The sequence below is a fragment of the Selenomonas sp. AE3005 genome, from assembly GCF_000686945.1.
In the GTDB taxonomy this organism is placed as follows: Bacteria; Bacillota; Negativicutes; order Selenomonadales; family Selenomonadaceae; genus Selenomonas_A.
This window is the reverse complement of sequence record NZ_JMME01000005.1, coordinates 163,697-184,698: the sequence shown is the minus strand read 5'-3', so window position 1 is coordinate 184,698 and position 21,002 is coordinate 163,697. Positions and strand designations below refer to the sequence as shown.

The window sequence follows — 21,002 nt, the reverse complement described above, 5'->3', positions numbered from 1 at the left end:
CAATGCTATTATAACGCCGTTGTACAAATTTTGCAAAGGCAAAATTTGCGGAGCGTATAATTACATTGCTTCGCCTCTCTTCTGATTGAAGCAGTCACGGCAGTATACCGGACGGTCATTTTTCGGCTCAAAAGGAACTTCAGTTTCCTTGCCGCATTCAGCGCAAACAACCTTAAACATCTGGCGCTGTTCGCCACCATCACGGCTACGACGGCGCTTGTCACGGCAGTCACGGCAACGAGCCGGTTCGTTCTCAAAACCCTTCTCAGCGTAGAATTCCTGCTCACCAGCGGTGAACGTAAATTCCTTACCACATTCCTTGCAAGTCAATGTTTTGTCTTCGAAAGCCATACGATAATCCCCTTACCTAGAAAAAAATAGAATTTAGATGTCCCTATGTTCCCTGTGTCCCCATTTTTGTATAGAATACGCCGAGAAAAGAACGCCTATGTTTATCATTGTATATTATTTCTTTCGCAAATGCAAGTGTTTTTTATATTGTTTATATTGTGCAAAAATTCTCCCATATCCCTGCATAGCCATTTTCCAGCTCCTGCATGTAATTTTTGGCGTCCATCAAAGGAGATTTTACAAGATTGGCCCGCAAGCCGGAATGATATGCCGCGATGAGTTCCTGATTGCTCCCGAGCTGCACCGCGCGTCGCACATAGTTGATATCATTTTCTACCACGAGTTCGCTGACACCGGCATTGGCCAGAATCGACGCACCGAACCGGGAACCATGCCGCTGGCCGCGCAAGCTTATCACGGGCACGCCCATCAGCAAAGCCTCACAGGTGGTCACGCCGCCGTTATAGGGCATGGTATCCAGTGCTATGTCAATATCACGGTACTCCTCCATATAGTCAGGGCTATACGGGCGCATTTCCACTTTTGACAAGTCAAAATTAAGCCGTTTCAGCCTGTCGCGCATGATGGCCTTGCCGGAAGGAATACTGAGCGTCTTGCCCTTCAGCACCAGCTTGGAGCTGCGGACCTGTTCGAGAATACCGCGCCATAAGAGCAGGGTTTCATCGGTTATCTTGGCCAGATTGTTAAAGGAACCAAAGGTCACATAACCGTTATTGATACACGGTGCCTCCACCCCGGCCTCGGGAATCTCCCGCACCGCCCCCGGCGTATAGCACAGGTGTGAATGTGGCAGGCGCAGAATCTGTTCGGTAAAGCCATCAGCAGCAATATTGCCCGTGGGCAGGCATATCTCATCTGACAAAAAATAATCAACGGTGCTGAGCCCTGTCGTATTCATATAGCCAATGCCGGCCACCTGCACCGGTGCCGGGCGGTAGGCCATAATGGGCATACAGTTGTTCTGGCTGTGACCGGACAAATCCACCAGAATATCTATGTTATCTTCCGCTATCAGCCGCGCGGCCGTCCGCGAATTGCGTCCCCGCAGGTCACGCCAGGTAACCGGGCTGGACATCAGACGTCTTGTCACCGCGTCCTTCTGGCCCGTGGAATATACATACACGGAAAAACGGTCGCTATTAAAATTACGCAAAAGCGGTGCCACAAAATTGGCCACTGCATGCTGCCGGAAATCCGGCGATACATAGCCCACGCGCAATTTTTTATGCGGCAATTTTTTCTTATGTTCATGCTGATAAGGTTTAATCGTCAGCATCTTTCCGTAACGTTCCGCCAGCTGCCGTCCTTCAATAGCCCCTACATCACGGTAGTTCCGCATGAATAAATACTTGCTGTAGGTTTCCGCCTTTTCCTCTTCGTCCTGCGCCTGTTTGCTATAAGCCAGCAGCATTTCCGCTGCTGTCTCGGGACGGGCAGCCAGATAACAGGCATCAGCCATTAACGCCTGGGCACGCTGAGACATATAGATATAGTCATTGTAACTTAAATCGTCCGGTGTCAGCGCCAGCAGTTTTGTTTTTAATTCCTCCAGCAATCTGGTCAGCAGGGGTAATTCTTCATCGAGCTTAAATTCCATAGCTGCGAGAGCTGCCGCTACCAGCCGTCCCCGCAGATGCGCCGGCTTTTTCTGCAAAATCTCATACACCAGAGCATGCGATTCCTCATAGCTCCCCATATACATGGCCGCCTCAGCCATTATCGCCGGCCCGTCCATACTGCCTGCATCTATATTCCATAATTCCCGTGCACAGGCGCGCATTCCCTTCGGGTCACCTTCACGAGCGAACTTATCCGCCAGATTTATCCAGTTTAAAGTCTCCTGCTCCATAAATAGACTAACTCCCACATCTCATATCGTAATATCTTCATAAACTATTCTACGCTGTGTATCTTTTTCCTGTATGCAGCGCAAAGTTCTCAAACTTCCGGGTTAAGTTCCCTGCCATATTCCCTGATAAAGGCCTTTTGATAACCCTTATACTCTGCTGCCAAGGGCTTTTCTTTCGGACAATGGATACACCAGAAATCCTGTTCCTGATTGGGAACCACTACCTTGTACCCTCGGCGCTGCATTTCCTTACATATAGAAGTATCATACAGGTGCCAGCCGGTAAAAATATCCTCACGCCAGGGCACATCGTACTGCGTGGCAATAAAGAGGCCGTCCACAGCCTCAACCTCCTGATATGCGCCCTCCGGCTCCCGGCAATGGGAATCCACCACACTTTCCGGCTCACAGGCGTGCAGCACCCGGCCATAAGTCCGCAGGCCGTCCCACCATACACCGCTGCGCGGCAGGCTGCGGCAGCCAATCACCCCGACCGCGCCGACAGATTCATCAGCAAATATATTCAGCAAATCCATCACGAGATTTTTATTGACCACCAGTGTGTCCTGATGCAGGTATACCTTATAGCGGGCATTGCTCATCTGCATGCCCTGATTGTAACCGGCGCACATCGAGGCCGCCCCCTGCACGGGAATGAATTCTGCAGTCATGCCCTCAGGAATATTAAGGCTTTCCAAATACAGCCGGCACTCACTATACCAGTCATCACTATTAACACAGGTAATAAAAGCAATTTTATTATCAGCCAAATCAGCCATTTTGTTTCACCTGCCACTCCTGCCATAAGCTCTGCAACATTTCCTGCTCCTCCGCCGTGGTGGCGTTGTTAAGTGCCCCCTGCAGCATCAGCCCTATCTCCGCCATCTCTGCCGGCGAATATTGCATAAGCCGCCGGTAAAAACGCGCCGGGTGGAAAACCGCCTGCTTGATAAACGCCGCCGCATAGTCAGCAAAGAAACCATGCTGCTGGTAAAAATCCCAAAGCAGGCGGCACTGCTGCGCAGTGTCCACATCGTACTCAATCCGGTGCAGATAAGTGGAAAACTGCCGGCGCTCCTCTTTGCTATACATGGATTTAAGCAGGGCCATTTCCGGCATTGACCGGTCAGCCCGCACCAGCCAGAACTCCGTATTGAGATCGTCCCTGTCATTGGCAAAACCTGCCGCTAAAAATTGCTGCAGAGTTTTTTCATCAGCCGGCCGCTTTTGCGGCTCCATAAAGACCATCTTATAATAGGAGGCATACAGCAGACGTTCAAATTCCTCCCGGGCAAACAGGCGCGCCACCACATTGTAATAATGGCCGTCACGCAAATCCGTGAGCTGGCTGTAGTGGCGGATATTACGGAAACTCGTGAGCAGCGAGCCCGTTTCCTTTAAATAACGCGAAAAGCCGGCAGCAATATCCTGAGGGTTGCCGGCCTGTTCCAGAGTCAAATCTGAAATAATGTAATCAAAAAATTCCTGCGCATAGGGCAGGCGCTCGGCCAGATAATTCACCAGCTGAAAGTGGACGCCTAAATCCTGATAGTCGAGCATGGCGTCACTGTCAGCAGTCGCTGCATAAAGTTCCGCACAGGGAAACATTTGCCGCAGCCGGGGCAGATATCCCAAATCTTCCACCACCAAAATTTTAAGTGGCAGTTCCCCGGGCTGCAAAAATTGCAGCAGCTCCGGCTTTATTTTTTCCGGCAATATGCTCCCCCCTTAAAAGTCTTTTCCTAACATTATATCAAATTTTGGCCAGTAATGCTTGACAACCTTTCATAACGTCCTGATAAGTCACTTCAAAATTGCCCGTGTACCACGGGTCAGCTACTTCCTGTTTCTCCCCGGCAAAGCTCAACAATAGCTGGCACTTATGCCGGGAATCGCCGCCCGTCAGCCGCTGCAGGTCACGCATATTTTCCTCATCCATAGCGACGATGTAGTCAAACTCCTCATAATCAGCCCTCTGTATCTGCCGGGCCTGACGCCTGGTAAACGGTATGCCATGATTACGCAAAGCCGCTTTTGTCCCCGGGTGGGTATCGCTGCCCAGTTCATCAGTACGGCAAGCCTTGGACGCCACCATAATCTCCTGTTCCCGCCCCGCCCGGCGCACTAATTCCTTCATGACAAACTCAGCCATTGTCGACCGGCAGATATTGCCATGACAAACAAAAAGTATCTTAATCATTCAAAATCTCCTCCACAGAAAAACCTGCCCGTAAATCCTATTTCAAGTATTGCGAGATTTTCTCGCCTGAAACTCTATCCCCTATCATATCCCAGGTGTAGGCCAGATTATCTGCCAGATAGGCAAAAGAGTGTCCACTGGAAAAGAGGTCCTCATAAGAATGCTGAACATCCTTATCATCGTCCTCCGCCTCCTTGTAATCCACATAAGCCCTGCAAAATCTGTCGAGGGGGATACCCAGTTCCTTGGCTTGGTATTGGAATTCGCCATATTTCTCCATTTTCTTGGCGAGTGCTGCCTTGAATTCCTCCAGCGTGTAATTCATTTCTGCCGCATACCAATTACGAGCAAGGTTCTCCGCACAATCCTCTAAAAGACTCCTGTTCTTCAATACAGTCCTGTAATACTCCCGAACACTCTCGTTCCTATTTGCGGCTGTCACCTGCTTGCGGTCGAAATATTCCCTGCAATATTGGTCCAGGGGAACGCCAGCCTTTTCTGCCGTCTGCTGAAAGAATTCTATTTTCCCCATATGTTTTGCAACCACATCCCTGAATTCCTCCAGCGTGTAGTCCCGTTTCAGTTCGCAGAGTTTTCTTTCCTCCTGATTCAGCTTGTCCTTCAATTCCCATATAAACTTTAACATATTCAGTACATTAGGCTTATAAGGGTCTTTCATCTCCAAGGTTTCCTCAGTTTCCTCATCCTGCTCATCGCCAAAGCTGAATATCTTCTTCCCTTCGTATTTTTTGTAGATGGCATAAATGGTTTTGAATTCATCAATCGTTATGGCATGGTTTCCTGTTTCCTTTACGATAGGGATAAATGGCTTGCCATATGCATACATCTTGTGGGTGATGTTGACATAAGCCCAGCTGCATATGCCATAATTTCCATCCCTCCCTGCATAGCTGAACCCCTCTGACCTCAGCCATTGCACAAAAGGGGAATCCATTTCGCAGAGTGATTTGTCGTAAACGAGAAACGCCTCTGCCTTCACTTCATAGATATACCTATTTTCCTTTCCCATGAGTTGTCCGCTCCTTTTATGATTTTACTCATAAAGAAAAGACCCATCGTTTCGATGAGCCTTTTATCTCTTAAAGAAGCATGACCCATCGTTCAGTCCTTAGCACCTTGCCCTCCGGTAGGTTGCTGTGCGGTCATCGGGACTGTCCCTCGCGCACTCTCTATGGTAGTTTCATCATATCATCTCATAATTCCACTGTCAAGATGCCCTTCTTTAAGGCAAGCGCGGCAGGAACAGGCCAGGCTGCCTCATTTGCCATTTTACTCGGCAAAATCTACAGCCCATAGCAGGAATTAGCGTTTTATTGTTGAAATTCAAAAATATTAGTATGTCTATAATTTAAGGAGTTTTAATAATATTCTGTATATACTGCAGGCTCCTATCCTTTAGACAGTCTTTATATTATTGAGGGAGGGACTAATATATGTATTCATGGAAAAAAGCTGGCAGTATACTTGCTGCCACAGCGCTGCTGGCCAGCGTCTTTGTAGGCGGCTGCGGACCGCAGCAAGCTCCGCAGGCCGGCAAGACGCCCGTCAAGGCCATGCAGGTTTTGCGGCAGGATACGCCTATAGCTTTCGGCTATCCCGGCCATTTGCAAGGAAAAGAAGAAGTACATGTACATTCCAAGGTATCAGGCAGTGTTATCGAAAAGTACTTCAATGGCGGTGATTATGTCTACGCCGGTCAGCCGCTTTACAAACTGGATTCCCGGCAGTATGAGACGGCCGTAATTTCCGCACAGGCAGAACTCAGCAAAGCCGAGTCTAATCTGCGGAATGCTCAGGAGGAACTGGGCCGCTATGAACGGCTGTGGGTAGACAGAGCTGTATCGGAGCAGACGCTCACCAACAAGCGTTCCGATGTGGAAGGCCATCTGTCAACAGTGGCCGCGCAGCGCGCCGCCGTGCGCAAGGCACAGGAAAATCTTGATGATACAGTTGTTTACGCTCCCATGAGCGGCCGCGTATCTGTGGATGATGTGGCCATCGGCACGTATGCCACTGCCGGTTCGACTAACCTTGTCACCATCGGCACCATGGACCCCATCAATATCCAGTTCAGTGTCAGTGAAACAGAATACCTTAATCTTTTGGCTGACGCTATGGAAAAAGGCACGGATATCCGCCATGATAATACCCCGCTGCCCAAGGTCAAAATCAATTTGAGCAACGGCAAGGAATATCCCTTTGAAGGCGATATCGTTACTGCCGACAGAGCCTTGTCCACCAACTCCGGCTCCCTGACCATCAAGGCCACCATCCCCAATCCGCAGGGAATTTTGCTGCCCGGCATGTTCGTGCAGGTACATCTGGTAGGTGTCAAGACGAACAACGCCCTGCTTGTTCCCCAGCGTGCTGTACAGCAGCTGTTGGATGAATCCTTTGTGCTGGTTGTCGGTGAAGATGGCAAGTCCGTCTCCAAAAACGTCAAGCTCGGTGAAAAAGTAGGCAGCTACTATATTATTGAGAAGGGAATTTCCCCCTCTGATGTCGTCATAGTGGAAGGTCTGACCAGCCTGCGCGCCGGACAGGAAATTGACGTCACCATGGTGACACCTGAGGATATGGGTTTCTCCACTAAGGAATCAACAGAAATCACGGATAAATCGTAAGGAGGCGAGGACAGTGTCACGATTCTTTATTCATCGTCCCATCTTCGCCATCGTTATCTCGATTATCATCGTCATTCTGGGTGTAATTTCCGGTCTGAGCCTGCCCGTGGCCCAGTATCCGCAGATTACCCAGCCCACAATCAACGTTAGCACCATCTACACCGGGGCCAATGCCAGCGTCATTAACCAGACGGTAGCGCAAGTCATCGAGCAGCAGGTCAACGGCACACAGGGCATGGCCTACATGAATTCCAGTTCCGATGATACCGGTTCTTACAATCTTGATGTAAAATTTGACCTGGGCACCAACGGTGATATGGACGCGGTACTGGTGCAGAACAATGTTTCCATTGCCACTTCCAGCCTGCCTTCCGATGTGCAGACTGTAGGCGTTACGACCAAAAAGGCCTCCAGTGATATGTCCTACATGTTTGCCATTTATTCTCCTAACGGGACATTCAAGCGTACCTTTATCATGAACTATGCCAGTATCTACATCATTGACGCGCTCAAACGTATCAAAGGTGTAGGTGACGTTAGTACTTTTGGTTCACAATACGCCATGCGCGTCTGGCTGAATCCCGACCGCCTGTCTGATTTAGGTCTGACCGTCGGTGATGTGGAACGGGCCATCCGCGAACAGAATGTGCAGGCCCCGGCCGGTACTATCGGCCAAATGCCCACGCCAGCCAATCAGGAAAAACAGTATACCGGCAGTGTGCAGGGCAGACTTACCACACCGCAGGAATTTGGCAATGTCATCTTAAAAGCCAAACCGGATGGCTCCTATGTATTTCTCCGGGATGTTGCCCGTATAGAAACAGGTGCCAAGTCCACGAACATGGTTGCCGATGCCAATGGTGCTCCCTGTGCCGGATTTGGTGTCAAGCTGACGGATGATGCCAATGCCGTGGAAACTATCAGCGAAGTCAAAAAGGTACTGGCGGAGGCCGCCAAGGAATTCCCGGACGACCTCGTGTTTGAGCCGGTTATCGACAATACGGAATATATCAACGAATCCATTAAGGAAGTTGTAAATACCTTTAAAGAAGCCCTGATGCTGGTTATCCTCATTGTATTCCTCTTCCTGCAGAGCTGGCGTGCCACACTCATTCCGGTGCTGGCTATTCCGGTTTCCCTGGTAGGTACCTTTGCCAGTTTCATCGTGCTCGGATTCAGTATCAACACGCTGACACTATTTGCCATGGTACTGGCCATCGGCCTCGTCGTCGATGACGCCATAGTCGTTATCGAGAATGTGGAATCCCACATGAAAAAAGACGGCTTAGGGCCGGTCGAGGCCACCGAAGTTGCCATGGACGAAGTACAAGGGCCGGTTGTGGCCATCGCCTTCGTGCTGTCGGCAGTATTCATTCCCTGTGCCTTTTTGGGCGGCACGACTGGTGTTCTCTACCGCCAGTTCGCTCTGACCATTGCCGTTTCCATGGCGCTTTCGGCTTTCATCGCGCTGACGCTGACGCCGGCTTTATGTGCGCTGTTAATGAAACCGCATGACCCGAACAAGAAGAAAAACATTCTTGACCGGTTCTTTGACCGTTTCAATGACTGGTTTGAACGCACTCAGAACCGTTACACGGGAAAAGTGGGCTGGTTTATCGACCATGCCAAGGTCAGCGTAGCCTCACTACTGGTCATCTGCGTTTTGGCCGGTGTATGTTTCAAACTGCTCCCCTCGACCTTTGTCCCCGATGAGGACCAGGGATATTTCCTCGTTTCGGTTACCATGCCCGAGGGCACATCCCTAAACCGTACGTTGGAGACCATGGATACAATGAGTACCGAGCTGAGTGATATTCCCGGTGTCAAGAATGTCATGAAAATTGCCGGTTTTGATGTACTGTCCAACGGCAACAAGGCCAATGCCGGCACCTTCTTTGTCAGTCTTGATTCTTGGAGCCAGCGAACCAGTGAAGAGCTGGGCATATTCCCGATTGTCATCAAAGCCAACAAGCTGCAGGCCAATCATCCGGAGGCCAAGGTTATGGCCTTCCCGACTCCGTCACTGCCCGGCTTAGGCATGGTCGGCGGCTGGAGCATGGAACTTTTGGACATGACCGGTCATACGGACAAGGAACTTGATAACATCACCAAGGAAATCCTGGCAGCAGCCAATAAACGGCCGGAACTGGCCAACGTATATACCACCTATTCCATTGAATCCCCCATCTGCAAATTCGATGTGAATCGTGAAAAGGTTAAACAGCTGGGTGTAAATCTCTCTGATGTATTTACGGCCCTGCAGGTAAATTACGGCGGCAGCCAAATCAATGACTTCATGCAGTTCGGCCGCAACTACAAGGTTATAATGCAGTCTGATACCCAGTACCGCAGCGAAAAAGAGGCCTTGAAGTTCAATTATGTCCGCAACAGCGAGGGCAACATGGTTCCTTTGGACAGCCTGCTCACGCCGAAACTTTCGACCTCCACCTCCATTATCTCCCGGTTTAATGGTACGCGCAGTATCAGTATTCAGGGCAGTGTAGGTGACGGTTACAGCTCCGGTCAGGCCATCGCTGCCATGGAAGAAGTAGTAAAGACCACCGCGCCTGCCGGCTTTAACATCGAATGGTCCGGTCAGAGCCGCGAGGAAAAGAAATCCGCTAATTCCACCGGTCAGGTTATGGGCTTAGCCATTGTGTTTGTTTTCCTCTGTCTGGCAGCTCTCTACGAAAGCTGGAGCGTGCCCTTCGCCGTACTTATGACGATTCCCACAGGCCTGTTCGGTGCCTTCTTCGTCCAGCTGGCCCTGCTGATGCTCGAGCTCAGCTTTGGCAAGTTTAACCCCGGCCTGCAGAACACCGTCTACATGCAGATTGGTGTCATCATGATTATGGGCCTGGCGGCTAAAAACGCCATCCTCATCGTCGAGTTTGCCAAGGTACGTGTAGACCAGGGCATGGAACCGGTAAAAGCAGCTATCGAGGCTGCCGGCCTGCGCCTGCGGCCCATCATCATGACGTCCCTGGCCTTCATCATCGGCTGTCTGCCACTGGCCATGGCCCACGGTGCCGGCGCCGCTGCCAGAAACAGCATGGGCACGGCCGTTGTCGGTGGTATGCTCTTTGCAACCTGTCTGGGTATTTTCCTTATTCCGGTACTCTACGTTGTCGTTGCTTGGGTAGCTATGAAACTTACCGGTAAGAAAAAAGCCCCTGCACCGTTGCCGGAGAGCACTGTAAATGAATAACTGAGGTGTATGCTTATGAAAAAAATACTAACCTTGCTGACGGCAGCATTATTGGTCTGTATGCTGACAGCCACCGCCTTTGCGGCGACCAGTCAGGAGAAAATCAACAAAGAACGGGCCGAAATCGACAATCTGTCTGTACAGGCCCTGCACCGTCTCTATAACAAAGTTCCCTCAGCCGAAAATGTTATCAACAGCTGCTACGCTTATGCGACTTTAAGCAACACAGGTATGAAACTAGGACTCTTCGGCAGTGCCCACGGACGCGGCCTGGCCGTGAACAATCATACCGGTGAAAAGGTTTATATGCGTATGCAGGAAATGGGTGTAGGTCTGGGGCTCGGCGTTAAAGAATACGACCTGATTTTCGTCATTGGCACGGAAAAGGCCTGGAATGCTTTTATCGCCGGCGATATCAAATTCGCCAGCTCCGCTGACGCCTCCGCCAGCGACGGCGAGGCCGGCGGTGCCATAGAAGGTGCCTCCATTGCCGCCAACGGCGTCTGGGTATACCAGATGACGAAAAAAGGCCTGGCGCTAGAGGCCTCCATAAATGGGACAAAGATTTACGCCGATAAGAAATTAAATCAATACTGATATGTAAAGCAAAAGAATCCGTTGACGAAAATGTCAACGGATTCTTTTTTATTGCAGTTTGATGGTTAGTTCGTGCTTACTTTTATTTGTTACAGCTCAATCGGGTGGAGGTGGTAATACTTTTCGCTGTTTCACTAAATGTCCCACCAGCAAATGACTAGGCTTTTTAGCGACCTTGCGCCGGGCAGGCCAGCGGCGCGATTATTCATCATAGTATACAGTGACTGTTGTTTGTGGGCCAGTCCTCACTACGTTCGGACAGTCGTTACACTGCGAAAAGCATCACCACCTCCGCCCTAAGAAACGTCCGTTTAAAATGATTTTTTCGCAGTGACAGGTAACAAGTACATCGATGTTCTTGTTGCGGGAGCAACGAGTTCGTGGCAACAGTACAGACCGCTTGTGGGGGCGAACGGGGGAGTGATTTTTATGCGGGGAGCGACTGCCTGAGCGCAGCGAAGGCCGGCACACTTTAGTACGCAGCTAAGCAACTACGCTGAAAGGAGCGCCGTTGGCCTGCCCGGCGCAGGTAACTGGACAATGATATTTTCCGAAGTGTGTCGTTTAGCGGAGGCAGAAAAATTACTCCCCCGTGAACCCCATGCACGTATGAACGGGATACTTTTAAGAACTCTTTGACCTTCAAACAGCAATTTTCCTCTTCACTGCTGTCCAAATTTTTCCAGTATATGCTCGCAGTTCTGCACGACCTCGAGTGTCCCCATATATTCCCCGTCATCACCATACACCGCCATATACTTCACCAAGATGGGCTTACCCATGATATAACGGGCGACTTCGAGTGAGCTGCGTTTTTTCGCCTTGAAATCTGCCACGAGATTACGCACCACGGGTACAATATGCGGCGGATGACATTCTGCGACATCACGGCCTAAAGCCGCCAGCGGACGCGGAAATACCCGGCCTTCGTTGATAAAGAACCGTAGTTTTTCCTCCGCGTCAATAAATGTCAAATCGAGCGGCAGCAGGGCAAGCAGCGCGCTTAACTGTTTGACAGTCAATTCGCCTGTAGGCAAAAGGATTTTTCCTGCCAGAATATCCAGCCCCTTAACCTTACCCAGTTCGTCCGCCGCCCAGTTTTCTCCTTCTTCCCATTTCGCCGGCTTTTCCACAAAAGCCATGCCCATTTCCGGGAAATCCCGATAGATTTTTTTCCATTCTTCCGCCGTGAAAAAACGCAGGCACAAGGGGAATAAAATCTTTTCCTCCTTGGCCATCATGCCGCGTGCCTTTTCCACCAGTGCGGCAATGCGCCCCTTATAGATGAGTACATTGTCAGCGTCATCCATAACTGCACGGGTAAGCGTCCCCAATTCCTTTTTGATTTCATCGTCCTCGTCCCACATTACCTGCGACGGCCCCGTTACACCGTATTTATACAGCTGCGCCATCAGCAGTTCTTCCTTCTTGGCATAATGGGCACGCACGCCATTAAAGTCCTGCAAAGCCTTGATAACAATGGCAGCGTCAGGCACACCACGGCCGCTCAACTGTGCCGCAATACTGTCCAAAACTGCTCCCAGCCCGGCATTTTCCGCCCGCAGCAGGCTGACAGGGTGCCCTTGCGGCAGCCCAATTGACCTGTCAACTTGACTCGTCAACTGACAAGTCAAGTTTTCTGCCGGTGACGGCTCGCCATTTACTACCGCAAAACCTGCGTCCGTAAACGCCTGCACGACATCTGCCAGCGCCACTCCCTGTATAACAGCCGCCCGCGGAATGGTCATGATATTTCCCATTACCTGCAGGGCCTCCGGAGTGATTAACTTGCCCATACCCAAGGCCGACAAAATCTTCCTCACTTCAGGATTATCCTTTACTAATTCCGCAACAGTCAGGTAAAAATCTATCTTCTTCATGTGCAACTCCTTCAACAAACATATTAAAAATGTAACCTCATTATAACCAATATACTACCCTTGTGTCTGTTGCAATAGTTACTCATAAAAGCTCGCACTAAGCGGCTGACGGTCAGCTGGTGGACAGCAGCGCGAGGTGCGGAACGTAAAGAAAATATTTTTAGTTCCGCATCTCAGCGAAGGGCCGCCAGCTGAACGTCAGCCGCGCCTTTAGCCACGAAACAAACGTCCGCCGATAATCGTCTGCTTTACCTGCACATCTTCATCAAAGATTACAATATCCGCCCGTTTGCCGCTTTCCAATGAGCCAATTTCCTCATACAGCGACAAATCCTGGGCCGGTGTCTTTGTCACCATTTCGATAATCTGTGGCAGCTGCGCGCCAGTGTTTTCCCAGAAAATTTTAACACAGCGGTTCATCGTCGCCACGCTGCCGGCAATGGTACCATCCTTCAGCGTTGCCAGTTCGCCCTTGACAAAGACTTCCTGACCGCCAAGTTCCGAAGGGCCGTCACCTAAACCGCAGGCCCTGAGGCTGTCGGTAATCAAAACGATATTATGGCCGCCTTTGGCACGGTATAAAAGTCTTTGCGCCATAGGATGAGAATGCACATTGTCAGCGATAATCTCACAAGCAGCGTCCGTATCCAAAGCCGCGCCCACCACGCCGGGGCTGCGATGGGTAAAGCCTGTCATGGCATTATACACGTGCGTAAAATGATGGATTCCCTGCTCCTTCACCGCCTTAACAGCCGTATCGTAATCGGCCGCCGTGTGACCGATGGACACGATAATCCCGGCCTGCCGGCACTTGGCAGCAAACGTATTGTCCGGCAATTCTTCGGGCGCAAGCGTAATGATTTTTACAATATCTTCCCACGGCTTTACCAGTTTGTAATCAGCCTGACGGATATTTTCCTCGGCCTGCGCGCCTTTTTTCGCGGGGCTGATGAACGGGCCTTCCATGTGTGCGCCCAGTATCCGTGCGCCGCCCGTCTGACTTCTCATCGTTTCCCGCAAGGTCAGCAGGGCGTCCTCCACCTGATACCATTTGCAGGTCATGGTCGTGGGCAAAAAGCCCGTAACGCCGGTCTTGGCCTGCATTTTGGCCATTTGCACCAGCCCGTCCATATCAGCGTCCATCGTGTCATAACCGGCACAGCCATGGATATGCACATTTATAAAGCCAGGCGCCACGTACTGCCCCTGCGCGTCGATTACCTCTGCCGCCTCCGGAATATCCTGCACCGGCACAAAGCCCTGTATCTTTTCACCGTCACAGAGCAACGCCCCATCCGTGCGGAAAACAAAATTTCCCTGTGCCCCGGGCACGATAAACCTGCCGTTTTTAATTGCTAACATCAGCTAAACGCCTCTTCCTTAATCTTCTACATAATGACTGAAACTGCCGATAACCAGCTGGGGGAACTCGGCATGCAGGGTTTCGATAAACTTGCGCGTCCCTACGGCTTTGCCCTGCGGTTCCGGCATGATATCGAGGAACGCGTCCGGGTCAATATTGAGATTGCGCACCTGAATCATCTGCACCGGCAGCTCCCGGAAAAATTCCTGCCAGGCCTGCAGTTCTTCTTCGCGGTCGTTAAAGCCGGGGAAATACAGGAGATTCAATGATACATAAACGCCCTTGTCAAGTGCATAGCGAATGGATTCCTTCACATTGGCCAGATGATAGCTGGCCCGGTAATAGGCGTCATAGCCTTCTTCACGGGCACTGATAATGGACACGCGCAGGGAATCGAGGCCAGCGTCGACAATTTTCTTTACACCTTCCGTCCAGCCCACGTTGGAGTTCATATTTATCTGCCCCTTGCTGGTCTGCTGGCGGATTAGTTTAATGCCGGCCGCAATATTATCTGCGGCCAGACTCGGCTCACCTTCACAGCCCTGACCGAAACTGATAATGCCGTCCGGGGCCACCTGCAGGTGGTACACGCCAACCTCAGCAATTTCCTCCGGTGTCGGCCGGAAGGTAATGCGCTGCTGCGGCGAGGGGCAGCACTCCGCCGGCTGCAGGGAAATACAGCCAAAGCAGTTGGCATTGCAGACAGGAGAGGTCGGAATCCCGCACTCCCAGCGGCGGTAGAAAAGGTTCTGTGCCGTGCAGCAATGCCATTTGAGCGAACAGCCTGCGACCTGCTCCACAATGCGGTTGCCCGGCAGGTCCTTTTTCGTACGCTTGACGAGATTTTTAAGTTCCTTCGTATTGTAATGCACGGGGTCCCACTTGTCATTTTCATCAGTGTAGACCGCCGCACAGTAAAGTTCGTCCTTGTAGACGACCACAGCCGTGTAGCCGTAAAGCGGCAGACGCTCAGCCTCTTCTGCCCGTTCATAGGCAGGCATATAAAGACGCGTGTAGCCAGCCGGCAGAATAGCAGCCACCGCCAGACCGCTGATGGGCATAACCTCACCGTCACTGGCCATTCCCACAGCCAGATGGTCCGGCAGCAGCATAAGGTCAGCACTTTCCGGCAGGGGAATCAAATCCTCCGGCTTTAAGAGAATGTTCTCCCGGCCGGTGCGCCCCATGCCCTGCATACCGGGCGCGTCCAAGATATTGCCGTCCTCATCGGCATAGACAGCCGTAATCAGCTCATTTGTTTTCTGCGACATTTTCCGTGCCTCCTTCCGCCTGTTCCTCTCCGGCCACAGCTTTCTTTTTCTTCTGTTTCTTAGGGTTAAACTTATTCATGGCCATATCCACATCGTCTTTTACAATGCACTCGACAGCTGGCAGCAGGTAGTCGATGGCCTCCTTGATTTTGGGCTTGTCCTCGTCCGTAAACGGGGCCAGTACATGATTGACCACCGTCCAGCCCGGCAGAGGACGGCCAATGCCAATCCGCACCCGGGCAAAATGTTCATCACCCACATGCGCCAGGACGGATTTAATGCCATTGTGGCCGCCGGCACTGCCTTTTTTACGAATCCGCACAGTACCAGCCGGGATATCCATATCATCATGGACAACGATTAAATCCTCTGTCTCCAGTTTGTAAAAATTCAGCAGCGGCCCGATTGCCCGGCCGCTTTCATTCATATAAGTCAGCGGCTTAACAAGCAAAATCTTTTCCGTGCCCATAAAGCCCTGCGCCACCTTGGCGTCAAATTTATCCTGCCAGCTATCTATACCCAGCTTGTCAGCCAGAGCGTCCACCAGCATAAAGCCCACGTTGTGCTTGGTAGCGGCATACTCACTGCCGGGATTGCCCAGACCTGCAATTATTTTCATAACGTCCTCCTAAGAAAATAGCCTTCCCCTTGAGGGAAGGCCCTTTAAAACTTCTGTCTGCTTATTTATCTGCCGTGGGGTCGCCCACCAGGAACAGATAAGCGATAACGACAATGCCCAGTACGATGCGATACCAGCCGAAGGCCTTGAAATCGTTGGTCTTAATATAGCTGAGCAGGAACTTGATGGACATGATGGAAACGATAAAGGCCGTCACCATACCTACCACCAGAATAACGATTTCCGCGCCTGTATAGTGCAGGCCGAATTTTACCATTTTCAGGAGGCTCGCCCCAAACATAACGGGGATAGCCAGGAAGAAAGTGAACTCTGCAGCCACGATACGGCTGGTGCCAAAGAGGATACCACCGATGATGGTCGCCCCGGAACGGCTGGTTCCCGGCACTAACGAGAGCACCTGGAACATACCGATAATAAACGCCGTACGGTAGTCAAGTCTGGCCAAATCGTTAATCCGCGGCCGGCGGTGTTTGTTGTAGTTTTCAATCCAGATAAAGAGCAGCCCGTAGAAGATAAGTGTCGTCACCACTACTGGTGCCGTCATAAAATGTTCTTCCATGTACTTATTGAAAGCCAATCCAATTACGGCCGCCGGTACGCAGGCCACGATAACCTTACACCAAAGACTTACCGTATCACGTTTTTCCTGCCGCGTTTTCCAACTGGACCAGGGATTGAGCTTTTCAAAGTTCAAGGCCACAACTGCGAGGATTGCCCCAAGCTGAATTACCACCAGGAACATATCCATGAAATCCTTGCTGACGTCGAGCCTGATAAATTCATCCACCAGAATCATATGGCCGGTACTGGATACCGGCAGCCATTCCGTCAAGCCTTCTACGATACCGAGAACCACTACTTTCAGCAGTTCCACTATGCTTAAATCCACCGTACTACTCCCTCTCACTATTACTTATCAGTTTCTGCTTTTGCTCATGAGTCAGCTGTTTAATATGCCATTCCCGGCTTTGCGCCTCCCGTTTATCGGCAAAAGTCTCAAAATAGACAAGACGCACAGGCAGGCGCGCCCGGGTGTATTTACCCCCGCGGCCTGCATTGTGCGTCCTGACCCGTTTTTCCAGGTCATTTGTCCAGCCTGTGTAAAAGCTGCCATCACTGCACTCCAAAATGTAGGTACAGTTTTCGCCCTTACTCGGCATTTTTAATCGTTACTTTTTCCATTACCACTTTTTCCAGCGGACGGTCACGGAAATCCGTTTCGCTGTGGCCGATAGCGCGGACAACGTCCATGCCCTTCACAACCTTGCCGAAGATGGTGTGCTTGCCGTTGAGCCAGGGAGTCTTATCGAGCGTGATGAAGAACTGGCTGCCGCCCGTGTGGGGCATACCCGTGTTGGCCATAGCCAGAATGCCTTCGCCCGTGAACTGCAGGTCAGACAGGAATTCATCTTCGATGGTGTAGCCCGGGCCGCCCATGCCCGTGCCATCCGGGTCGCCGCCCTGAATCATAAAGCCGTCAATCACGCGATGGAAAATAACGCCATTGTAAAAACCTTTTTCCGTCAGGTCGATAAAATTCTTCGTCGTAATCGGCGTCTTGTCCTCAAAAAGTTCGATTTCAAAGGTTCCCTTGTTGGTTTCAAAAACTGCAATGCGATTAGCCACTTTTTTGCCTCCATTATCTTTGCCGCCGGCGATACAGCCAGCCGTAAGTGCTGTCATTAACACCAGCATCATAATCAATATCTTTTTCATTGTACAAAATTCCCCTCTCTATTGCAACAATAATTTACCGTCCCGTAGTGCTGTTGGAGCTGTAGCGGTGTACCACAGCCCCCTGCTTGACGCCCGGCGAGCTGAAACCATGCCCCATGACTTCATTGGCCGACATGATAATCACAAAGGCGTCCGGGTCGATGGCGTTTATAATCATCTTCATCTTGGCCACCTGTGTCAGCGTCACCACGACGAACACCACATTGCGTTCCCGGCGCGTAAACGCCCCCTGTCCATGCAGGAAGGTAACGCCGCGCCCCACTTCCATAATACCTTCAGCAATGGCCTCGGCCTGATTGGACACGATAAGCAGCGCCTTGCGGCTGTTGAAACCGGCAATGACCTTATCCGTCACCATGGCATTCATAAACATGCAAATCAGCGTAAACATCGCCGGTGCCACCCCGAACATAAAGGCCGCCGCCAGCATAACCAGGCAGTTAAAGCCGAAAATTACGCCGCCCATGTTGAAGGAATAAAACTTCTTGGCAATCGCCCCGACAATATCAAAACCACCGGTGCTGCCGTTCATACGGAATACAATCCCGTAGCCGATACCGTTAAACACACCGCCAAAGATAGACGCCAGCATGTAATCATTGACCGGCGCATAAGCATTCAGCGGCCTGGTGATATCCAGACAAAAGGAAAAAATCGCCGTACCGATAATCACATCAAAGGTGTAACCGCGGCCGAGCAGGCGCCAGGCAGCCATCAGCAAAGGAATGTTATAGGCAAACGTCTGGGCACCGATGGGCAGATGGGTAAGATAATAAACAATCATGGCAATGCCCGTAGCACCGCCCGTGAGCAGATGGGAAGGCACGAGGAAAAGATTGATGGACGAGCTGGCAATAAGACACCCGGCCGTAATGCCTGCATACCGCAGCAGCCGGTGTTCCAGCAGCCTCAGCTGTATCATCTGCGCAAGCCTCCCCAACGCACTTCTTTATCCTGGGGCAGCGCCGAAGTATCAATGCTCAGCATCGCATTATTATCACGGCCCTCGTCCTCTCTCAGCAGAGGATCGCCTTCTGCCTCCATAGCCTCCGCCTCGGCGTCATTCACCGGCAGGGCGGTAATCTTCAGCTCACGCAGCTGGCCGTCCTCAGGGTCAATCAGCAGCATTAAATGCTGATGGGGAAAACCCGGCCGGTTAAAAATCAAATAGCAGTTGCCCTCAATATACTGACGCTGCTGTTTGCCATAGACCTTTTCCAGCCAGTATTTGGTCGCCCCTTTGCGCACGCCGTCGCGGGCCTCGTATTTTTCCATATCCACGACAAAGTCCACAACCTTCCCCGTTTTCGGAGAAACGCTGGCCTCGTAGCCATTTTTGTAAACATAAGTCTTTATGGTGACGCCTTGTTTAACAGCTGTCTTATCATACAGGGGCTCGCCCCATTTGCTTTGGAGGACGCTTTCACTGTCTCCGAGCATAACGCCCTGACAGGAAAAATCTTCATCTATGACCTTGCCTGCCGCCAGGACCGTCGCACTGAGCATAAACAGGCAGATTATTATACTCACCCCGAGTTTACGGGCTATCTTTACCATAAATCCCTCCTGAAGTTTCCCTGCGCAAAAATCTGTACCTGACTGCCATCAGCCCGGGTACCGACAATCTCTAAATCACGCGTGCCAATCATAAAATCCTCATGCACCAGCGAATCATTGACACCATGCTGCAAGAGCGTCACGCTGTCCATATCCTCGCCGCCCTCGATACAGGTAGGATAGGCTTTGCCCAGGGCCAGATGGCAGGACGCATTTTCATCAAACAGGGTGTTATAAAAGAGAATACCGCTCTGGGAAATCGGCGAGTCATACGGCACCAAAGCCACTTCCCCTAAGAAACTGGCCCCCTCGTCCGTAGACAGCAGCCCCTTTAAGATTTCTTCGCCCTTAGCGGCTGTATAATCTACTACCTTGCCGTCTTTAAAAGTCAGCTTAAAGCCCTCAATGAGATTGCCATTGTAGTTCAAGGGCTTGGCTGCCACGACCGTGCCGTTTACGCCATCGCGCTTAGGCAGGGTGTAGACTTCCTCTGTCGGCATATTGGCGGCAAACTCCGTCCCAAGCTCCGATTTTTCCGCACCGCCGGCCCAGATATGACCTGCCGGCAGTTCGATGAACAAATCAGTGCCCAGGGAATTCTTATAGTGAAGACTGACAAACTGCTGTGCATTGAGATAGGCAGCCGCCTGCTGCAGGAAAGCAATATGCTTGCGCCACTCGGCCACGGTATCAATACCTTCGCCAATGCGCACCGTCTTAAAGATGGCCTGCCAGAGTTTGTCCACGGCCTCTTCCTCCGACACAGTGGGGAACACCTTGGCTGCCCAGCTTTTGGTCGGTACAGATACCACACACCAGGTATTCTTATTGCTCATCAGCCGCTGGCGGTATTCGAGCAGGGCCGCGCCGGCTGCCTGATTGGCAAGTTTCAGTTTTTCCGGGTCAATATCGCTGAAAATCTGCGGGTCGCGCGCCGCAATGGACACAAAGGCTGCGCCCTGCTCAGCATAATCCTGATAGAAACGCACGCGCCACTCCGGAAATTCCGTAAATAATTCCTTTTTGCCGTGCTCAAAGCGGATATGCGCAGCCAGTTCGTCCCCCCAGCTGATTACGACATCATGCGCCCCGGCCGCAAAAGCCGCCGCGCTGATTTCCCTGGCAAATTCCGCACACTCAATCGGGGAATTGATGACTAAAATCTGGTCTTTTTGAATATTAACGCCGACGCTGACTACCAGCTCGGCATATTTTTTTAATAACTGCTGCATTACAACGCCTCCGTATCGAAACACAACGTCACCGGGCCGTCATTTACCGAGGCCACCTGCATATCGGCACCAAACTCACCATGTTCAACTTTGACGCCTTTTTCCCGCAGCTGCTCCATAAAATACTCATAGAGTCTGTTCGCCTGGTCCGGCGGTGCGGCATGGCTAAATCCCGGACGGCGCTTTTTTAAATCCGCATACAGGGTAAACTGGGAAATCACCAGCATATCCCCCTGCACCTGGTCAAGGCTCAGATTCATTTTGCCGGCCTCATCAGAAAAAACGCGCACATTGCAGATTTTTTCCGCCAGCTTATCCGCCGTGGCCTCTGTATCTTCCGGGCCAACGCCCAACAGCACCAAAAAGCCCTGGCCGATGGCTCCCTTTACTTCTCCGTCAATGCTGACGGAGGCTGATTTAACCCGTGTCACTACTGAACGCAAACTCGTTC

The 21,002-nt window shown here is 51.3% G+C and carries 20 protein-coding genes and 1 riboswitch; of the genes, 3 read left to right on the top strand and 17 right to left on the bottom strand.

Annotation, left to right across the window (positions count from 1 at the left end; genetic code table 11):
- Window positions 1-60 precede the first annotated feature (60 nt).
- The 6 genes from DL94_RS0105080 to DL94_RS0105055 all read right to left on the bottom strand — a co-directional run bounded on the left by DL94_RS0105080 (window position 61) and on the right by DL94_RS0105055 (window position 5,451).
- Window positions 61-351: a zinc-ribbon domain containing protein gene (locus DL94_RS0105080; RefSeq protein ID WP_028129221.1), complete on the bottom strand. Its 291-nt coding sequence runs from the start codon at window positions 349-351 to the stop codon at window positions 61-63.
- 151 nt (window positions 352-502) lie between these two features.
- Window positions 503-2,221: an O-linked N-acetylglucosamine transferase, SPINDLY family protein gene (locus DL94_RS0105075; protein ID WP_037371316.1), complete on the bottom strand. Its 1,719-nt coding sequence runs from the start codon at window positions 2,219-2,221 to the stop codon at window positions 503-505.
- A gap of 89 nt (window positions 2,222-2,310) precedes the next feature.
- On the bottom strand, window positions 2,311-3,000 hold the full coding sequence (locus tag DL94_RS0105070; RefSeq protein ID WP_028129219.1) for a glycosyltransferase family protein: 690 nt from the start codon (window positions 2,998-3,000) through the stop codon (window positions 2,311-2,313).
- Entirely contained in the window at window positions 2,993-3,937 is a 945-nt protein-coding gene (locus tag DL94_RS0105065; RefSeq protein ID WP_028129218.1) for a methyltransferase domain-containing protein, read from the bottom strand. Before DL94_RS0105065 ends, DL94_RS0105070 begins: the two co-directional genes overlap by 8 nt.
- A gap of 37 nt (window positions 3,938-3,974) precedes the next feature.
- A complete protein-coding gene (locus DL94_RS0105060; protein ID WP_028129217.1) occupies window positions 3,975-4,421 on the bottom strand; it encodes a low molecular weight protein-tyrosine-phosphatase in 447 nt (148 codons plus the stop codon).
- Between the two features lie 37 nt (window positions 4,422-4,458).
- Window positions 4,459-5,451 (bottom strand): hypothetical protein, encoded by a 993-nt coding sequence (locus tag DL94_RS0105055; RefSeq protein WP_028129216.1) that lies wholly within the window; start codon window positions 5,449-5,451, stop codon window positions 4,459-4,461.
- Window positions 5,452-5,533: 82 nt separating this feature from the next.
- A riboswitch (SAM riboswitch) is annotated at window positions 5,534-5,620 on the bottom strand.
- A gap of 255 nt (window positions 5,621-5,875) precedes the next feature.
- On the opposite strand from DL94_RS0105055, the gene DL94_RS0105050 reads away from it, so the two are divergent.
- From DL94_RS0105050 to DL94_RS0105040, 3 genes are read left to right on the top strand one after another with little or no spacing between them, the layout of a single operon-like run.
- Window positions 5,876-7,066 (top strand): efflux RND transporter periplasmic adaptor subunit, encoded by a 1,191-nt coding sequence (locus DL94_RS0105050; RefSeq protein WP_028129215.1) that lies wholly within the window; start codon window positions 5,876-5,878, stop codon window positions 7,064-7,066.
- 13 nt (window positions 7,067-7,079) lie between these two features.
- Window positions 7,080-10,274, top strand: coding sequence for an efflux RND transporter permease subunit (locus DL94_RS0105045; RefSeq protein WP_028129214.1), 3,195 nt, complete (start codon window positions 7,080-7,082; stop codon window positions 10,272-10,274).
- 15 nt (window positions 10,275-10,289) lie between these two features.
- A complete protein-coding gene (locus DL94_RS0105040) occupies window positions 10,290-10,871 on the top strand; it encodes a lipid-binding SYLF domain-containing protein (RefSeq protein WP_028129213.1) in 582 nt (193 codons plus the stop codon).
- Between the two features lie 662 nt (window positions 10,872-11,533).
- Here DL94_RS0105040 and DL94_RS0105035 read toward each other — a convergent pair.
- The 11 genes from DL94_RS0105035 to dtd all read right to left on the bottom strand — a co-directional run bounded on the left by DL94_RS0105035 (window position 11,534) and on the right by dtd (window position 20,994).
- Entirely contained in the window at window positions 11,534-12,751 is a 1,218-nt protein-coding gene (locus DL94_RS0105035; RefSeq protein WP_028129212.1) for a PAS domain-containing protein, read from the bottom strand.
- 210 nt (window positions 12,752-12,961) lie between these two features.
- Complete coding sequence (gene nagA, locus DL94_RS0105030) at window positions 12,962-14,113, bottom strand: N-acetylglucosamine-6-phosphate deacetylase (RefSeq protein ID WP_028129211.1); 1,152 nt, start codon at window positions 14,111-14,113, stop codon at window positions 12,962-12,964.
- Window positions 14,114-14,131: 18 nt separating this feature from the next.
- Window positions 14,132-15,385, bottom strand: coding sequence for a radical SAM family protein (locus DL94_RS0105025; protein WP_028129210.1), 1,254 nt, complete (start codon window positions 15,383-15,385; stop codon window positions 14,132-14,134).
- Window positions 15,366-16,004 (bottom strand): aminoacyl-tRNA hydrolase, encoded by a 639-nt coding sequence (gene pth / locus DL94_RS0105020; RefSeq protein ID WP_028129209.1) that lies wholly within the window; start codon window positions 16,002-16,004, stop codon window positions 15,366-15,368. The genes DL94_RS0105025 and pth overlap by 20 nt, the downstream gene beginning before the upstream one ends.
- Window positions 16,005-16,065: 61 nt before the next feature.
- Window positions 16,066-16,914 (bottom strand): undecaprenyl-diphosphate phosphatase, encoded by an 849-nt coding sequence (locus tag DL94_RS0105015; RefSeq protein WP_028129208.1) that lies wholly within the window; start codon window positions 16,912-16,914, stop codon window positions 16,066-16,068.
- 4 nt (window positions 16,915-16,918) lie between these two features.
- Window positions 16,919-17,185 carry a GIY-YIG nuclease family protein gene (locus tag DL94_RS0105010; protein ID WP_028129207.1) on the bottom strand — a complete coding sequence of 89 codons (267 nt, stop codon included), beginning with the start codon at window positions 17,183-17,185 and terminating at the stop codon, window positions 16,919-16,921.
- Window positions 17,175-17,741 (bottom strand): peptidylprolyl isomerase, encoded by a 567-nt coding sequence (locus tag DL94_RS0105005; protein ID WP_028129206.1) that lies wholly within the window; start codon window positions 17,739-17,741, stop codon window positions 17,175-17,177. The genes DL94_RS0105010 and DL94_RS0105005 overlap by 11 nt, the downstream gene beginning before the upstream one ends.
- Before the next feature lie 34 nt (window positions 17,742-17,775).
- The gene (locus DL94_RS0105000) at window positions 17,776-18,684 is read right to left on the bottom strand and encodes a YitT family protein (RefSeq protein WP_028129205.1); all 909 of its coding nucleotides are present in this window, start codon (window positions 18,682-18,684) and stop codon (window positions 17,776-17,778) included.
- Window positions 18,681-19,319 (bottom strand): hypothetical protein, encoded by a 639-nt coding sequence (locus DL94_RS0104995; protein ID WP_028129204.1) that lies wholly within the window; start codon window positions 19,317-19,319, stop codon window positions 18,681-18,683. The genes DL94_RS0105000 and DL94_RS0104995 overlap by 4 nt, the downstream gene beginning before the upstream one ends.
- Complete coding sequence (locus tag DL94_RS0104990; protein ID WP_028129203.1) at window positions 19,313-20,551, bottom strand: aminopeptidase; 1,239 nt, start codon at window positions 20,549-20,551, stop codon at window positions 19,313-19,315. Before DL94_RS0104990 ends, DL94_RS0104995 begins: the two co-directional genes overlap by 7 nt.
- The gene (dtd, locus tag DL94_RS0104985) at window positions 20,551-20,994 is read right to left on the bottom strand and encodes a D-aminoacyl-tRNA deacylase (protein ID WP_028129202.1); all 444 of its coding nucleotides are present in this window, start codon (window positions 20,992-20,994) and stop codon (window positions 20,551-20,553) included. Before dtd ends, DL94_RS0104990 begins: the two co-directional genes overlap by 1 nt.
- Window positions 20,995-21,002 lie beyond the last annotated feature (8 nt).

Bases quoted from the DNA above. Each gene is read 5' to 3' on its own strand.
- DL94_RS0105080 (WP_028129221.1), bottom strand. From the start codon at position 351: ATGGCTTTCGAAGACAAAACATTGACTTGCAAGGAATGTGGTAAGGAA.
- DL94_RS0105075 (WP_037371316.1), bottom strand. From the start codon at position 2,221: ATGGAGCAGGAGACTTTAAACTGGATAAATCTGGCGGATAAGTTCGCT.
- DL94_RS0105070 (WP_028129219.1), bottom strand. From the start codon at position 3,000: ATGGCTGATTTGGCTGATAATAAAATTGCTTTTATTACCTGTGTTAAT.
- DL94_RS0105060 (WP_028129217.1), bottom strand. From the start codon at position 4,421: ATGATTAAGATACTTTTTGTTTGTCATGGCAATATCTGCCGGTCGACA.
- DL94_RS0105055 (WP_028129216.1), bottom strand. From the start codon at position 5,451: ATGGGAAAGGAAAATAGGTATATCTATGAAGTGAAGGCAGAGGCGTTT.
- DL94_RS0105050 (WP_028129215.1), top strand. From the start codon at position 5,876: ATGTATTCATGGAAAAAAGCTGGCAGTATACTTGCTGCCACAGCGCTG.
- DL94_RS0105040 (WP_028129213.1), top strand. From the start codon at position 10,290: ATGAAAAAAATACTAACCTTGCTGACGGCAGCATTATTGGTCTGTATG.
- DL94_RS0105035 (WP_028129212.1), bottom strand. From the start codon at position 12,751: ATGAAGAAGATAGATTTTTACCTGACTGTTGCGGAATTAGTAAAGGAT.
- nagA (WP_028129211.1), bottom strand. From the start codon at position 14,113: ATGTTAGCAATTAAAAACGGCAGGTTTATCGTGCCCGGGGCACAGGGA.
- DL94_RS0105025 (WP_028129210.1), bottom strand. From the start codon at position 15,385: ATGTCGCAGAAAACAAATGAGCTGATTACGGCTGTCTATGCCGATGAG.
- pth (WP_028129209.1), bottom strand. From the start codon at position 16,004: ATGAAAATAATTGCAGGTCTGGGCAATCCCGGCAGTGAGTATGCCGCT.
- DL94_RS0105010 (WP_028129207.1), bottom strand. From the start codon at position 17,185: ATGCCGAGTAAGGGCGAAAACTGTACCTACATTTTGGAGTGCAGTGAT.
- DL94_RS0105005 (WP_028129206.1), bottom strand. From the start codon at position 17,741: ATGAAAAAGATATTGATTATGATGCTGGTGTTAATGACAGCACTTACG.
- DL94_RS0105000 (WP_028129205.1), bottom strand. From the start codon at position 18,684: ATGATACAGCTGAGGCTGCTGGAACACCGGCTGCTGCGGTATGCAGGC.
- DL94_RS0104995 (WP_028129204.1), bottom strand. From the start codon at position 19,319: ATGGTAAAGATAGCCCGTAAACTCGGGGTGAGTATAATAATCTGCCTG.
- DL94_RS0104990 (WP_028129203.1), bottom strand. From the start codon at position 20,551: ATGCAGCAGTTATTAAAAAAATATGCCGAGCTGGTAGTCAGCGTCGGC.